Source organism: Paenibacillus pabuli, from assembly GCF_039831995.1.
GTDB lineage: Bacteria > Bacillota > Bacilli > Paenibacillales > Paenibacillaceae > Paenibacillus > Paenibacillus pabuli_C.
The window spans coordinates 1,552,181-1,566,809 of record NZ_JBDOIO010000004.1 but is presented as its reverse complement, the minus strand read 5'-3'; the positions used below and the strand labels follow the sequence as shown (position 1 = coordinate 1,566,809).

Here is a 14,629-nt window from a genome sequence, read left to right as displayed (position 1 = left end):
CTCCCCGTCGATGTGGACTCTTGGGGGAGATAAGCCTGGTCATCCCCAGGGGACAGCTCATTCGTTGAGCGATGGCCCTTCCATGCGGTACCACCGGATCACTAAGCCCGACTTTCGTCCCTGCTCGACTTGTAGGTCTCGCAGTCAAGCTCCCTTATGCCTTTGCACTCTTCGAATGATTTCCAACCACTGAGGGAACCTTTGGGCGCCTCCGTTACTCTTTAGGAGGCGACCGCCCCAGTCAAACTGCCCACCTGACACTGTCCCCGCACCGGTTTACGGTACCAGGTTAGAACCTAGATACGATCAGCGTGATACCAACGGTGCCTCCACACAAGCTGGCGCTCATGCTTCAAAGGCTCCCACCTATCCTGTACAGATCGTACCCAAATTCAATATCAAGCTGCAGTAAAGCTCCATGGGGTCTTTCCGTCTGTCTTGTCGCGGGTAACCTGCATCTTCACAGGTATTAAAATTTCACCGGATCTCTCGTTGAGACAGCGCCCAAGTCGTTACGCCATTCGTGCGGGTCAGAATTTACCTGACAAGGAATTTCGCTACCTTAGGACCGTTATAGTTACGGCCGCCGTTTACTGGGGCTTCGGTTCACAGCTTCGGATTGCTCCTAACCGCTCCCCTTAACCTTCCAGCACCGGGCAGGCGTCAGCCCGTATACTTCGCCTTACGGCTTCGCACAGACCTGTGTTTTTGCTAAACAGTCGCTTGGGCCTTTTCACTGCGGCCCCCTCGTGCTATTCACACTACCGGGGCACCCCTTCTCCCGAAGTTACGGGGTCATTTTGCCGAGTTCCTTAACGAGAGTTCTTCCGCGCGCCTTAGAATTCTCTTCTCGCCTACCTGTGTCGGTTTGCGGTACGGGCACCTTCATCTGGCTAGAGGCTTTTCTTGGCAGTGTGAGATCATGACCTTCGCTACTGTAATTTTCACTCCCCATCACAGCTCAGCCTTACGGTTAGCGGATTTGCCTACTAACCAGCCTTACTGCTTGGACAGGCATCCATCAGCCTGCGTCACTACCCTACTGCGTCCCCCCATCGCTCGTAACGATTTACGGTGGTACAGGAATTTCGACCTGTTGTCCTTCGACTACGCCTTTCGGCCTCGCCTTAGGTCCCGACTTACCCTGAGCGGACGAGCCTTCCTCAGGAACCCTTAGGCTTTCGGCGGATCAGATTCTCACTGATCTTTTCGTTACTCATACCGGCATTCTCACTTGTATAATGTCCAGCGCTCCTTACGGTACACCTTCAACCCTTATACAACGCTCCCCTACCCCTGGATCGACTTCACTCCAGCTTCGAAGCCCTGTGTTTATCCCCTGGGAAGCATTTGGTCATCCAAGATTATTTCTCTTGTCTGACAAAAATGTCCTTGTGGTAAACACCGCCTCAAAGAAGCAGTGAAGTCGATCCAAGCCATAGCTTCGGTGGTGTGTTTAGCCCCGTTACATTTTCGGCGCAGAGTCACTCGACCAGTGAGCTATTACGCACTCTTTCAATGGTGGCTGCTTCTAAGCCAACATCCTGGTTGTCTGTGCAACTCCACATCCTTTCCCACTTAACACACACTTGGGGACCTTAGCTGATGGTCTGGGCTGTTTCCCTTTTGACAATGGATCTTAGCACTCACTGTCTGACTCCCGGAAGTAAGTCTATGGCATTCGGAGTTTGACTGAGCTTGGTAACCCTTGCGGGCCCCGCACCCAATCAGTGCTCTACCTCCACGACTCTGTTTTCCGAGGCTAGCCCTAAAGCTATTTCGGGGAGAACCAGCTATCTCCGAGTTCGATTGGAATTTCTCCGCTACCCCCACCTCATCCCCGCACTTTTCAACGTGCGTGGGTTCGGGCCTCCAGTGCGTGTTACCGCACCTTCACCCTGGACAGGGGTAGATCACCCGGTTTCGGGTCTACGTCCACGTACTATGTCGCCCTATTCAGACTCGCTTTCGCTGCGGCTCCGGCTCTTCACCTTAACCTTGCACGGGAACGTAACTCGCCGGTTCATTCTACAAAAGGCACGCCATCACCCCTAAAACGGGCTCTGACTTCTTGTAAGCACACGGTTTCAGGTTCTATTTCACTCCCCTTCCGGGGTGCTTTTCACCTTTCCCTCACGGTACTGCTTCACTATCGGTCGCTAGGAAGTATTTAGCCTTGGCAGATGGTCCTGCCGGATTCATACGGGGTTTCACGTGCCCCGCACTACTCGGGATCCGTCTCGGAGGGAACAGACTTTCAACTACAGGGCTTTTACCTTCTTTGGCGGGCCTTTCCAGACCTCTTCGTTTAACCGGTTCCTTTGTAACTCCATGTGAGACGTCCCACAACCCCAGAGAGCAAGCTCTCTGGTTTGGGCTGTTCCGCGTTCGCTCGCCGCTACTGACGGAATCACTATTGTTTTCTCTTCCTCAAGGTACTTAGATGTTTCAGTTCCCCTGGTATGCCTCTACATAACCTATGTATTCAGTTATGAGTAACTGGATATTACCCCAGCTGGGTTTCCCCATTCGGACACCCCCGGATCAAAGCTTGCTTACAGCTCCCCGAGGCAGTTTCGTTGTTCGCCACGTCCTTCATCGGCTCCTAGCGCCTAGGCATCCTCCGTGTGCTCTTAGTAGCTTAACCAGTTGCTCCGGTTTCGACTGCTCACTTCCCTTGTTTTGCTTACGCAAAGCCAAAAGTCGCTCCCATTCGATACCATCGCAAAGCAGTTTTCACTATTTATTGAAACTTGTTTAACACAAGTTCAGCTAGGATGATTGTTGATCGGTTACTTGAACCGAACATGCATTCATCCCAAAAGGAATGTTCTAATTCGCATTTTTCGTTTCGATATCTAGTTTTCAAAGAACAAGCTCCATGCAAAAGCAAGCTGTTTTGAGAGTTTGAGCTCTCAAAACTGAGCAACGAGTGAGTACGTTTTGCTCTTCATTTCATCCACACATCAAGTGATGGACCGAAATGAATCGCTGTCGCAGGTTCAGTGAACCTGCTGATTTGAATGTTTCCACTCGGGAAACGATTCTCCATAGAAAGGAGGTGATCCAGCCGCACCTTCCGATACGGCTACCTTGTTACGACTTCACCCCAATCATCTATCCCACCTTCGGCGGCTGGCTCCTTGCGGTTACCCCACCGACTTCGGGTGTTATAAACTCTCGTGGTGTGACGGGCGGTGTGTACAAGACCCGGGAACGTATTCACCGCGGCATGCTGATCCGCGATTACTAGCAATTCCGACTTCATGCAGGCGAGTTGCAGCCTGCAATCCGAACTGAGACCGGCTTTTTAGGATTCGTTCCACCTCGCGGCTTCACTGCCCGTTGTACCGGCCATTGTAGTACGTGTGTAGCCCAGGTCATAAGGGGCATGATGATTTGACGTCATCCCCACCTTCCTCCGGTTTGTCACCGGCAGTCACCTTAGAGTGCCCACCCGAAGTGCTGGCAACTAAGATCAAGGGTTGCGCTCGTTGCGGGACTTAACCCAACATCTCACGACACGAGCTGACGACAACCATGCACCACCTGTCTCCTCTGTCCCGAAGGAAAGGTACATCTCTGTACCGGTCAGAGGGATGTCAAGACCTGGTAAGGTTCTTCGCGTTGCTTCGAATTAAACCACATACTCCACTGCTTGTGCGGGTCCCCGTCAATTCCTTTGAGTTTCAGTCTTGCGACCGTACTCCCCAGGCGGAGTGCTTAATGTGTTAACTTCGGCACCAAGGGTATCGAAACCCCTAACACCTAGCACTCATCGTTTACGGCGTGGACTACCAGGGTATCTAATCCTGTTTGCTCCCCACGCTTTCGCGCCTCAGCGTCAGTTACAGCCCAGAGAGTCGCCTTCGCCACTGGTGTTCCTCCACATCTCTACGCATTTCACCGCTACACGTGGAATTCCACTCTCCTCTTCTGCACTCAAGTCATCCAGTTTCCAGTGCGATCCGGGGTTGAGCCCCGGGATTAAACACCAGACTTAAATGACCGCCTGCGCGCGCTTTACGCCCAATAATTCCGGACAACGCTTGCCCCCTACGTATTACCGCGGCTGCTGGCACGTAGTTAGCCGGGGCTTTCTTCTCAGGTACCGTCACTCCTTGAGCAGTTACTCTCAAGGACGTTCTTCCCTGGCAACAGAGCTTTACGATCCGAAAACCTTCATCACTCACGCGGCATTGCTCCGTCAGGCTTTCGCCCATTGCGGAAGATTCCCTACTGCTGCCTCCCGTAGGAGTCTGGGCCGTGTCTCAGTCCCAGTGTGGCCGATCACCCTCTCAGGTCGGCTACGCATCGTCGCCTTGGTGAGCCGTTACCTCACCAACTAGCTAATGCGCCGCAGGCCCATCCTCAAGTGACAGATTGCTCCGTCTTTCCAGCTTCCTTCAGGCGAAGAAAGCAAGTATTCGGTATTAGCTACCGTTTCCGGTAGTTGTCCCAAGCTTGAGGGCAGGTTGCCTACGTGTTACTCACCCGTCCGCCGCTAAGCATCAAGAAAGCAAGCTTTCTATCAACTCCGCTCGACTTGCATGTATTAGGCATGCCGCCAGCGTTCGTCCTGAGCCAGGATCAAACTCTCCAATAAAGATGTTGCAAGGCAACATCGTCCTGCAAGACTATCGGTCCAACTCGACTGAGCGGATGAATGTCTTGCAGCTATTATCGAAAAGAGCGATTAGCTCAATTTGAATCTGACGAGATTAAAATCTCATTTTTGCTTCAAAATCATACAGTCAAATGACTCGTACCAATTCCTCAGCGCCGATCTTGCAAGCAAGATCGTTACTCACTCGTTGTTCAGTTTTCAAAGATCAAACTTCGTTTCCGACTCTTTCAAGGCCGGAACTAGAATATACCACATATCTTTATAACTTGTAAAGATATTTCTCAAAAATATTATTTGAGTTTTCCATGCCTCTTGCGGCCGGAAGAATAATATATCATTTTGCAAACCAGCTTGCTAGTTGTAAATTATTCCAATATCGATACATCACATCATGGCAGCTTCCCTTATCTCTTCCCACTTTCTTTACCAACCGTAAATCATTCTTCAATAAAGTAAGTTGAACTGCAAAGAATTGCACTTTTCAAAAATTCCAACCTGCCGTTGGCTTCAGGTTCTAGCTAGGCATTAGGAAGGGAAGCTTTCAAATACAAACGATAACCCGGGAATTCGCTTCATGAGGTCTCTCGCTTCTTGTTCTGTAATCCGCATTCCACATCCATCCTCATGGGCTTCCGTAAACAAATAGTCGCTTCCGTCTTCCTTCAAAAAACACAGATCCTCTGGCAAAGAGGGATACAGCCAATCGAGGAAACCATCGGCCTCTTCCTTCAGGATCTGTCCAGAGCCTGGCGAACACTCATAAATGTAATAGATTCCTTCCGTATAAAATGCTCTTGTCTTCATCATCATCTCTTCCGTGGTACAACTCTCAATCAGATACGGATTCAATCTTTGGAAAACCCTGGCGACCTCCACTGGAGTGTCCCCTCTACCATATCGTCTGTCCACAAGGAAAAATCGATCCGTCTTTGCGATCAATTCGTCAATTAATTGTCTATACGCAGCGCCTCTTGGAGCCGTATGAAAAGGCATCACTCGCATTCAATCCCCCTAATTTTCAGTATCTTCTGACTATTCAACAGTGTGTCATGCGATTGCATTATGGCATAGGCTGATATCATCCATTCAAATTCAGGAGGCTGATCACATGGCATACGGACCTGGTTCGGTTTCATCTCCGTCCTCTGCTGGATATCCCTATCCATATTATCCACCAGCACCGCCACCACCTTATCCCTATCCTTATCCCTATCCTTATCCATACCCCTATCCATACCCACCCTTCTACCCGCTGCCCTTGCCGATTCCTTTCAGCGGTCCTTGGTGGCATGGCGGATATCCGGGAGGAGGTTACCCAGGCGGTCATCACGGACCATTCCCTGGAGGCGGCTATCCAGGTGGCCCTCATGGTGGAGGTCAAGGAGGTCCAGGAGGTCCTCCTGGTGGAGGTTTTCACGGTCATCGCTTTTTCCAGCAGGGATAATATTCGAATCGTGCAGGAGCTGCTACAGGCAGTTCCTGCCAACTATACACGAGTTATTTAGTACTCAACCTCATCCATGATCTCCAGATTGCGATTGGAGTCTTCTAGCAGGTTGGTTAACGTGTCTGTTATATAATAGACAAAATCGGGATCATGTACATACATGATAATCTGGCCATAGCTTCCCCGTTCTGACGGATCAAAGTCTAGCATTAAGTACAGTGAACCTCCAGCCATCGTCGCAAAGGGAATCCACGCTTTATGAAATAAATAGGGCTTGATCTCCGGGTCCAGTTTACTGATCTCTTCTGCAGAATAATACTCACTTAACTCCTCATCACGCTCACAGAAATATTGCTTGGTTTCCTTAATCTCTTCCAGTGACATCATGTAAAACGGAGTGCATTCCTCTCTCTCAGCATCACCAGGGTACAGAATATGAAATGCATAACCGCTTCCATCTTTACACTTGTAGAATTCGCGAAAATCTTCGGGCAGCCGGACATCAAACTCGGTTTCAAAAGCAGCCAAGCTGTCTTCGGAAGCTCCTTCCTTCTCCTGATACTCCTCGTATAGCTGTCTAATCTCTTCATCCTTCACTTTTACATCCAATAATTTATTCAAATGGTTCATCAGCTCATGCATGTTTTCGTGCATATCGGATTTCACAAGACCCCTCCGTTCTCAGCATTATTCTGCCGTTCGCGCATGTATTCCTTATATCCCCAGAACGCTTCTTCTTCGCCACCATCTTCGATCAGAATCATGACTGCGTAAGATAGCAGGTTCAGCCATTCTTCCATTAAGGCAATCTGCTCATCCGAAATGAGGTTGTTGCTGCGCAGCATTCCATCAGGTTCGACCGCCCATGCACGCCCCAGATGGATGATGCTCCATAAGCAGGACATCACTTCCCTGTTCAGTGCCGGCTGCTTAAGTTCCGGTGCCAAAGTGCGAACAATTCCCATTAACTCGTGAAAGTTTTCTTCGATTAACTGCCCGCGAAAAGGGCGCAGACTGCCTAGAAAGCCGGTCTCCATCTTGGGATGATCTACATCGTCATGAACAAAGGCATGACATTTCAGCAAAAGGACAGCTTCTTCAATCCTCAACTACAATCCCCCCTTCTGCAGGCATATTATACAAACACCAACTCTACCAACGTAAAGGTTGCTCGCCACGCCACAAAACAAAACGCTCTACTTCACGGAGAGTTCCTGTTCCAATACTGTAGTCATCCATCTGGTCAGCATGCAGATCGAGAATATGCACCATGCCTCCAAACGTACCTACTGCAAGCCGGGATTGATCAGGCGAGATCGCTAGTGAATAGATGGTGCTGCCTACAAAATGTCTCCAAACTTCCTGCCCCTTCTTATCCACACATTTCAGGTAACCATAGGCATCGCCAAGAACCATGCCTTCCGGTATTTCTACCGAAGCATAGACACGCGCACTTTCATCCATCATTGGCCAATCTTCTCTGGATTCATTGCCTTCCACTTCACTCAAATCCACCTGCATCGTAACTCCATTGTAAAAATGGCAAGCATTAAACCAAACATTCCGTTGATCTCTGGTAAACACCGCATGATGCGGATAGCTGGATTCCGGATAGAGCGAATAGGTATGATTACGTTCACGATCAAGAAGCATATGGTCACTGACCTGACTGCCAAACGCAATCCATCGACCATCCTGAGATACGGCAGCGTGACCCATGGATATTTGTGTATCCTCTAATTCGTGCTCCTCCACCTCTGCAAGATCAGGATGTATTGGAGAGACCCTGCCATGTTCCACCAGATAAATTCCGTAACTGGACAAAATGATGAGTGCCTGCCCTTCATCCAATGGAATAAGGCCTTCAAGTGTGCGTTCCGGGTATTCACAGTCTGCAAGGGATTCAATACGAGGCAGAGCCTGATGAATAGCGGATTGAATGTCGTCCCAGCGGAACATTGCCACTTCTTTTCCTTCCAATTGACGATCTGGATGTGTTATCACACGAATTCCCTCACTGCCTGCCAGAGCATACTGTGCACCATCCGGAGACTGACCCGCAAATTGATATTGCGGAAAAGAAAGCACATGTTCGTGATCAGCAGAGTAGACGCATCCTTGGTCCGTATGGAAGCCATTATTGAGTATAACTGTACGGTTATCCAGATATCCGGCTATACGCACGGCCTGCATGGATGACTGGAATGTTTCACTGAAAGGCCATGTCGCGGCTGGCAATTCCGCACGCAGTCGTTGCAGATCGTTCTGCTCATTGGCCTTCTTCACCATGTCCCAAACTTGCACACTGATATCTGCCCTTCCGTCGTTCGTCAGTTCCGATTCATCCGGCTCTTCCCTCGCCATACTTCTGCGTACAAACTCATTTACACTCTGGGCATAGCGTTTCCCTTCATTCCTCCACTTTTCCGCAAGGTGTTCGTTTAACCAACTCATCCATGATTCCTCCACTCCGTCTCAATTCATGATTTTACAGTGATGTGCGAGCAAAAATTGTTCGATGTCGTAATCCGTTGTATCTCGCGTCTCTTGCATTCCCTCATAGAAAAGGGCGATTTCCCTGCCGTACGCATAATTAAAACGCAGGTATCCACCAATGGAAGCCATGAACAGCTTGCATGTGTATTCATTTTCTATCACAAGATCCCACTTAAATTGTGCTTGACATAAGCTTGACAATTGTTGGATTGAAGTCCCGTCTACGTTATCTTGCAAATGGTAAAAGGTATGATTCCTCTGCTCATTCCACGGTTCATAATATCTTGTCGTGACAGGAGCAGCTTGATGATAGTACTCGCTATAGATCCGATCGAGCGTGTCACCGAATTCCAACTCGAGATGTTTCCATAACGTTATCTGTTCATCGTGGCGTGGGAGCCACAATAGTCCTTCCATGTCAGGATGAATGGCCAGGAAATCGCCATCCACAGAGCTGCCAATGCTTATACACTCCTTCAATTGATGTTGACTGACAGGCGTATCATCGGTATGCATCCAAAAATCATAATCCGCAAAAGGCTTCAATACCTCCTGATCCGGACGCTGAATATTCATCCAGCCCGAATAGGTTCCTTCTCCATATTGTTCGAGCCACTGGCGATAGGAGGCAGGCAATGATACAGAATGCTGCTGCTCAAAATGTCCAAGCTCCTCCGCAGATACTGGTTTAAGCGTATGACTTACCACGTACATGAACGACATCTCCTATCTTCAGATCAGATCCCTGTCTCATAATTCTATTGATGAATCAGGCAAGCTCCTCCTGAACAATTTCCGTTATAACACCTTTACGATTCACGATACGAATGGAGAATGCATCATACCCATCCCGTTTCACCTGATCAAAATCCATACGTTGGCCCGTAATCAATTCGTAGGTTCCGTCTTCATCCACATCTTCTCCGAATTCCTCATCCCAAGGGACGTTATAAAAGGCCGACAAGTGAACCTCAAACGTATCTTCTCCTTCAACGTCCAGATAAGGACGCAGCGACCTTTTGCTCAGCTCCTCTTCTGGATAAGTTTCACACAGCATTGCATCATAACCATGTTTGGCAGCATCAATAAGTAGGTAACGCTCTCCGGTCACCGTGTGCTCGGCATATACGATTAACGGTGTCGAATCCTGCCAGGTTATCAGATCATCTTCCATCAAGTCACCATAATAAAAGATATGGAACTTCTCATGGGCGTCGCTCGTCTGCAGCTTACCTTTCCACTCGACTTCCTGGTTCTCCCCATCCGTTACTTTCTTAACGATCCCTTCCAGATATGCAGGTCCATTATGTACGCCAAACAAATTCATTATCTCGCCTCCACTTTATTCATTCGTATCCATACGATTTTATGTTCTTCATCAACCGTCAGGTTTACATCAACATTAAGCTTATCGTGAAATAATGCCGTAATATTCAAGTACGGGTCCCGAGCTGGCTCACTTCCACCATTATGGGAACGGGTCATCCCCTGATGAATGATGGATTTTACCAGATTTCCATCGCCTTTGCCTGTAGGTTCGTAGGTATAGATCTCCTGCTCTTCTTTATTGTAAAAATGAAGTGAGGTTTTATAATCCTTCGCATTTGAATATTTCATTTCAGATTTTACATACGTGGTTTCTAGCCTGTGGAAGTCCACTTTCCCCGCCAAATAAGGATTTTCATCGTCTGGTGTAATGTCAAACTCCTGATAAGGCAATTGAAAAAGGTAGTTAATATCGCTCATGTCCACCCGATAATACAGCTGACGATGGTCTCCACTCTTATCCATGGCAGCGAAACTGTTGATAAGCGGCCATGGAGCATACGGTTTTCCATTTACATCTACCGCGAGCGCATAGTCCGATAAAACTTTTTCTTTTTGGAACACACCGAACGTCTGTAAAATAAAAAAGGCTGGGATCATAAGTATCCCTAAAATAATTGCCACAATAAGCAGCTTGCCTCGCCATTTCATTCCTTTCCTCCTTCTGACCTCCCTTGATTCAACCTCAGCCCGTCTTGTGCTGAAGCTTGGTCAGCGTACGAACCACCTGATCCCTGTTCTTTGCTTCCTTCATGTATACAGGCAAATAGTGTGATGCCGTTTTGAACGGCACAGTTCCACGTCGTACCCGCAGATCGGCGGACACATAGGAAATCAGATAATTTAAATGCGCCCGATTAACAGCCCATACCAATTTGCCTCGAACGTGGTCCAAAAAGTATAATTCCATCCCAAAAACAGGATCTCTCCCGTCCCGGGTGTCCATCACATATCTTCTGCAAACCGGCTTGCTATGCAGCTGGGCTTGATTGACGGCGCCGCAATGTGGACAATCAATATGTGTTGATTTATGGGATGTCTTTTTCTCATCTGTCACTTCAACATTGAACCAGCGTTCACACAGGGAACAATTCCCCTTGGCTTGATATTGATATACCGGCTTTTCCACCCCATGTGCATAACATGTAGAGCACTTCCATTTTATTTCGTCCTGGCCTTCTTCAATATACGCATGACCACCGCATGATTGGCATGTGACATCCACACGCTCACCTCGGCGGAGTACCCAATAAAAGTTATATTTATAGGCTCCTTCGTCCTCAAATCGTTTCATTTCCAATCCACTCCTTTCCTGACCGAATTTATTCGGCCTTCATATGTGCTGAGTAAACGTCAATTCTCCCATCAATATTTCCCAGCCCACGTTACCTAAAATTATAGATAACTCCATCGCGTAGTACAAGAAACCTGTCTATAACTATAAAAGTTTTGAAAAACAAATCGCTTTGGAGAGTGTGTTTCACGTCACACCTGTCTACATTGCACTGTCGTACACTAGACATGGCTGCTTTATGATATTGGTCTATTTGTGAATTATATCACTTGAATAAGGTTGTGTTCCCATGTCCTCTTGGTTGAGTGTAATCAAATTGTCTTATGCATTGGCATTAAGTACAGCCGTCCTCTCCCATTGCAATGCTGCGGAGAATGATAAACCTGATCAGCATGACGCTGCCCCTGTAACGTCCATAAGTCATCAACCTGTTGACCCCGTCATCCGCAGAGAGGGCTCAAACGTGTACATTGAGATGACTGCTCAAGTCACCGATATCGAGATTTCCGCAGGGGTCATCTACAATGCCTGGACTTTTAACGGCACCGTACCTGGACCCATTCTTCGTGTAACCGAAGGTGACACATTAATTTTCACTTTGAAAAATAAGGATTCTGCCTTGCCTCATTCCATGGATTTTCATGCCGTACACGCTTCACCAAGCAGTAAATTCGTAGACGTTATGCCAGGTGAGGAGGGAACGTTCACTTATAACACGTCGTCTCCCGGAGTCTTCATGTATCATTGCGGAACAAGTCCAGTTCTTGCCCATATCGCGAACGGCATGTATGGCATGATTATTGTTGAGCCAAAGGCTGGTTACCCTTCCGACGGAAAGATTGATCGTGAATACACGCTCGTACAAAGTGAATGGTACAAGGACCATAGCTACGATGCTTTTATGAATGATGAGCCGAATTACGTTGTCTTTAATGGTAACGACTATGGTTTGGTCAACTCCCCTTTGCTCGCCAAGACTGGTGATACAGTGCGAATATATGTAAGCAATGCAGGGCCGAACGAAGTTTCCTCATTCCATGTCGTTGGGACCATTATGGACCGGGTCTACGTGGATGGAAATCCCCGTAATATTCAGTATGGATTGCAGACGGTTATGCTTCCTGCGAGCGGAGGTGCAGTCGTCGAGTTTACCGTAACGGAAGAGGGCGATTATCCCATTGTGACCCATCAGTTCAAACATGTATCCAAGGGTGCGTCTGCAGTTTTGCGTGTTACCTCTGATGGCAAGGATCACGGAGGCAAGGCGATGCAGCACTAAGTCCGTCCCCATGCTCCATATATAAATCGAAACCGCGAGGTGAATTTTGATCATGCTATGCAGTTCTCAGGGCAAGACTCCCTGCCATGTCAAAGTCCCCCTTTTTCAGCACCTCGGATCTGAAGAATCCTCCCTGCTCGCTTCCTTGCTGCAGTCGCGGAGCTATCATAAAGGGGAAATGGTCGTGAAGGAAAGGGAATGTTCAGCTAAGTTATACATGGTTCATCAGGGATGTGTGAAATTATCCAGATACGCCAAGAACGGCAAGGAGCATATTGTCCGGTTCCTGTTTCCCGGTGACTTCTTCGGGCATGACGCTCTGTTACACCAAAAACCGTATGAAGTTCATGCAGAAGTGTTGGAAACATCGACTTTATGCACCCTTCACAGGCAGGACTTTGACAGATTAATAGAACATGATCCGATGCTTGCTTATCATTTTCTTCTGGCTGTTTCTGATCTTCTTGAACAATCTGAAGAATGGAATACGGCCCTCAGTTCAATGAACCCTGAACAACGAATTGCTAAGCTTCTATTGAATTTTCATATGCGAAATATGGAGAGAGATGGGATCAAACTTCCTGTATTCAAAAAGGACATGGCACTGCTAATAGGCATTACGCCCGAAACCTTGAGTCGCAAACTGGCCATCATGCAGTCCGAAGGTCTGCTTCAGGTGGCTGGAAATGTCATTTATCTTCTTCAACTGGAAGAGCTTCAGCAACGAATCCAATAATCCGGATATAGCGACCCCGAGCAGTAACGTTACATTTTTCATACAAGATGTGAGTATCGTCACAGTGAACCACGAGGATCAGGTATACAGTGATACATAAGAGAAACACTCTACAGGAGGTTAACAAGATGAGTACAATCGTAAAAATGGACAAACAGGCGATCATGCTTAAAATGGAAGAATTATGCTCTGTGTTACTACAGGATGAAGGTTACCGTGAGATGCGGGAGATGATTGATCAGTTTGCCGCAGATGAGCAAGCTACAGCGCAATATGAGCAGTTTATGGAGAAGCATCAAGCTTTAGAGGAAAAAGAACGTCAACATATTGAATTGCTGACATCCGAAATGCAGGTGTATGAACAAGAAGAACGTGCGCTCTATGATCATCCGCTTATCCGCAGATTCATGTATGCACAGCGTGAGTTTAGCCAGATGCATCAGCAGATCAGCCAGTATTTCACCAAATCCGTTGAATTAAATCGGCTGCCCAAAGCGGGCGAAGTATATAAGGAAGCATGTGGTTGTGGAGGGAACTGTTCAAGCAGTCACTGAGGAACGAATCATATTCATTGGTATAACAAAAGAGTATCCGTATCTCAGAATTCTACTTGAGCGGACACTCTTTTTTGGTATATTGCTACTACGTGGAAATCTTACAGATCAAGCAGCAGGGACACGAGAAGTCCCATGGAAGCAATGAAGCCTACGACAGGACCACCTTCTTCAAAAGCTTCTGGCATCATGGTGGAACAGATCATGGCGATAATACCGCCACCTGCAAATGCCCCAATGGCCGCAGCCATCTCATCCGGAAGCTGTTCCAGAAACAGATATCCGCACAAGGCTGCAAGTGCAGAAATCAACAGTACACCAAGCCACATCCATATGATTCTGGACTTGGTATAATGATTGCCTCGCAAACCTACGGTGCTTGACAAACCCTCAGGGATGTTGCTCACGAATATGGAAACGATGAGCACCACACTCACGCCCTTTCCAGTCAGCAAGCTTGCTCCAAGCATGATGGATTCCGGAATGGCATCCATCACCGTACCTGCAAAAATCCCGAGCCCGCTCTGGCTGCTGCCTCCGGACTTCGAATGTGCTGAACGTTTGCGCCCGGCACCGCCTTTACTGGAAATAAGCAGGTCGAACAAGGTGTACACCACAGCACCTGCCGTAAATCCTATGGCTGTCGGGATAATCCCGCCATCATTCAGGGCATCTCCAATCAGTTCAAATGAAGCTGCCCCAATCAATGTTCCCGTACCGAAGGCCATAATCCAGCCAATCACGCGTTTGGGAATCTTGAGAAACAGTGCAGCCAGCGCACCAATAACTACTGCTGAAGCGGAGATGCCTCCCCACATGAATGCAGTCCACATCCGGGTCATCCCCTCTCATGTCTTATATTACATCTAT

General features: G+C 48.0%; 13 protein-coding genes and 2 rRNA genes. 4 read left to right on the top strand and 11 right to left on the bottom strand.

All coding sequences use genetic code 11. From position 1 onward, the window contains the following. The 3 genes from ABGV42_RS26750 to ABGV42_RS26740 form a co-directional block, all read right to left on the bottom strand. Positions 1-2,647, bottom strand: a 23S ribosomal RNA gene (locus ABGV42_RS26750); the annotation flags it as partial. A 407-nt stretch (positions 2,648-3,054) separates the two neighbouring features. Continuing rightward, a 16S ribosomal RNA gene (locus ABGV42_RS26745) occupies positions 3,055-4,606 on the bottom strand. 546 nt (positions 4,607-5,152) lie between these two features. Continuing rightward, positions 5,153-5,623, bottom strand: a complete 471-nt coding sequence (locus ABGV42_RS26740; RefSeq protein WP_347384433.1) for a hypothetical protein — start codon at positions 5,621-5,623, stop codon at positions 5,153-5,155. A 112-nt stretch (positions 5,624-5,735) separates the two neighbouring features. Between ABGV42_RS26740 and ABGV42_RS26735 the strand changes: the two genes are divergently transcribed. Next, positions 5,736-6,071: a hypothetical protein gene (locus ABGV42_RS26735; protein ID WP_347384432.1), complete on the top strand. Its 336-nt coding sequence runs from the start codon at positions 5,736-5,738 to the stop codon at positions 6,069-6,071. 57 nt (positions 6,072-6,128) lie between these two features. Here ABGV42_RS26735 and ABGV42_RS26730 read toward each other — a convergent pair whose 3' ends face one another. From ABGV42_RS26730 to ABGV42_RS26700, 7 genes are read right to left on the bottom strand one after another with little or no spacing between them, the layout of a single operon-like run. Then, positions 6,129-6,740 carry an SMI1/KNR4 family protein gene (locus ABGV42_RS26730; protein ID WP_347384431.1) on the bottom strand — a complete coding sequence of 204 codons (612 nt, stop codon included), beginning with the start codon at positions 6,738-6,740 and terminating at the stop codon, positions 6,129-6,131. Beyond that, on the bottom strand, positions 6,737-7,183 hold the full coding sequence (locus ABGV42_RS26725; protein WP_347384430.1) for a hypothetical protein: 447 nt from the start codon (positions 7,181-7,183) through the stop codon (positions 6,737-6,739). Before ABGV42_RS26725 ends, ABGV42_RS26730 begins: the two co-directional genes overlap by 4 nt. Before the next feature lie 43 nt (positions 7,184-7,226). Further along, entirely contained in the window at positions 7,227-8,528 is a 1,302-nt protein-coding gene (locus ABGV42_RS26720; RefSeq protein ID WP_347384429.1) for a hypothetical protein, read from the bottom strand. A 21-nt stretch (positions 8,529-8,549) separates the two neighbouring features. Beyond that, positions 8,550-9,284, bottom strand: a complete 735-nt coding sequence (locus ABGV42_RS26715; RefSeq protein WP_347384428.1) for an SMI1/KNR4 family protein — start codon at positions 9,282-9,284, stop codon at positions 8,550-8,552. Positions 9,285-9,339: 55 nt separating this feature from the next. Then, complete coding sequence (locus ABGV42_RS26710; protein ID WP_347384427.1) at positions 9,340-9,897, bottom strand: hypothetical protein; 558 nt, start codon at positions 9,895-9,897, stop codon at positions 9,340-9,342. Next, entirely contained in the window at positions 9,897-10,547 is a 651-nt protein-coding gene (locus tag ABGV42_RS26705) for a hypothetical protein (RefSeq protein ID WP_347384426.1), read from the bottom strand. Before ABGV42_RS26705 ends, ABGV42_RS26710 begins: the two co-directional genes overlap by 1 nt. Positions 10,548-10,581: 34 nt before the next feature. Next, positions 10,582-11,190: a hypothetical protein gene (locus tag ABGV42_RS26700; RefSeq protein WP_347384425.1), complete on the bottom strand. Its 609-nt coding sequence runs from the start codon at positions 11,188-11,190 to the stop codon at positions 10,582-10,584. A gap of 289 nt (positions 11,191-11,479) precedes the next feature. Here ABGV42_RS26700 and ABGV42_RS26695 point away from each other — a divergent pair, with 289 nt between their 5' ends. The 3 genes from ABGV42_RS26695 (at position 11,480) to ABGV42_RS26685 (ending at position 13,759) form a co-directional block, all read left to right on the top strand. Continuing rightward, complete coding sequence (locus ABGV42_RS26695) at positions 11,480-12,469, top strand: multicopper oxidase domain-containing protein (protein ID WP_347384424.1); 990 nt, start codon at positions 11,480-11,482, stop codon at positions 12,467-12,469. A 52-nt stretch (positions 12,470-12,521) separates the two neighbouring features. Beyond that, a complete protein-coding gene (locus ABGV42_RS26690) occupies positions 12,522-13,205 on the top strand; it encodes a Crp/Fnr family transcriptional regulator (RefSeq protein WP_347384423.1) in 684 nt (227 codons plus the stop codon). Positions 13,206-13,333: 128 nt separating this feature from the next. Continuing rightward, the gene (locus tag ABGV42_RS26685) at positions 13,334-13,759 is read left to right on the top strand and encodes a YlbF family regulator (protein WP_347384422.1); all 426 of its coding nucleotides are present in this window, start codon (positions 13,334-13,336) and stop codon (positions 13,757-13,759) included. A gap of 101 nt (positions 13,760-13,860) precedes the next feature. Here the strand turns inward: ABGV42_RS26685 and ABGV42_RS26680 are convergent, their stop codons facing one another. Next, a complete protein-coding gene (locus ABGV42_RS26680; protein ID WP_347384421.1) occupies positions 13,861-14,592 on the bottom strand; it encodes a ZIP family metal transporter in 732 nt (243 codons plus the stop codon). Positions 14,593-14,629: the final 37 nt, after the last annotated feature.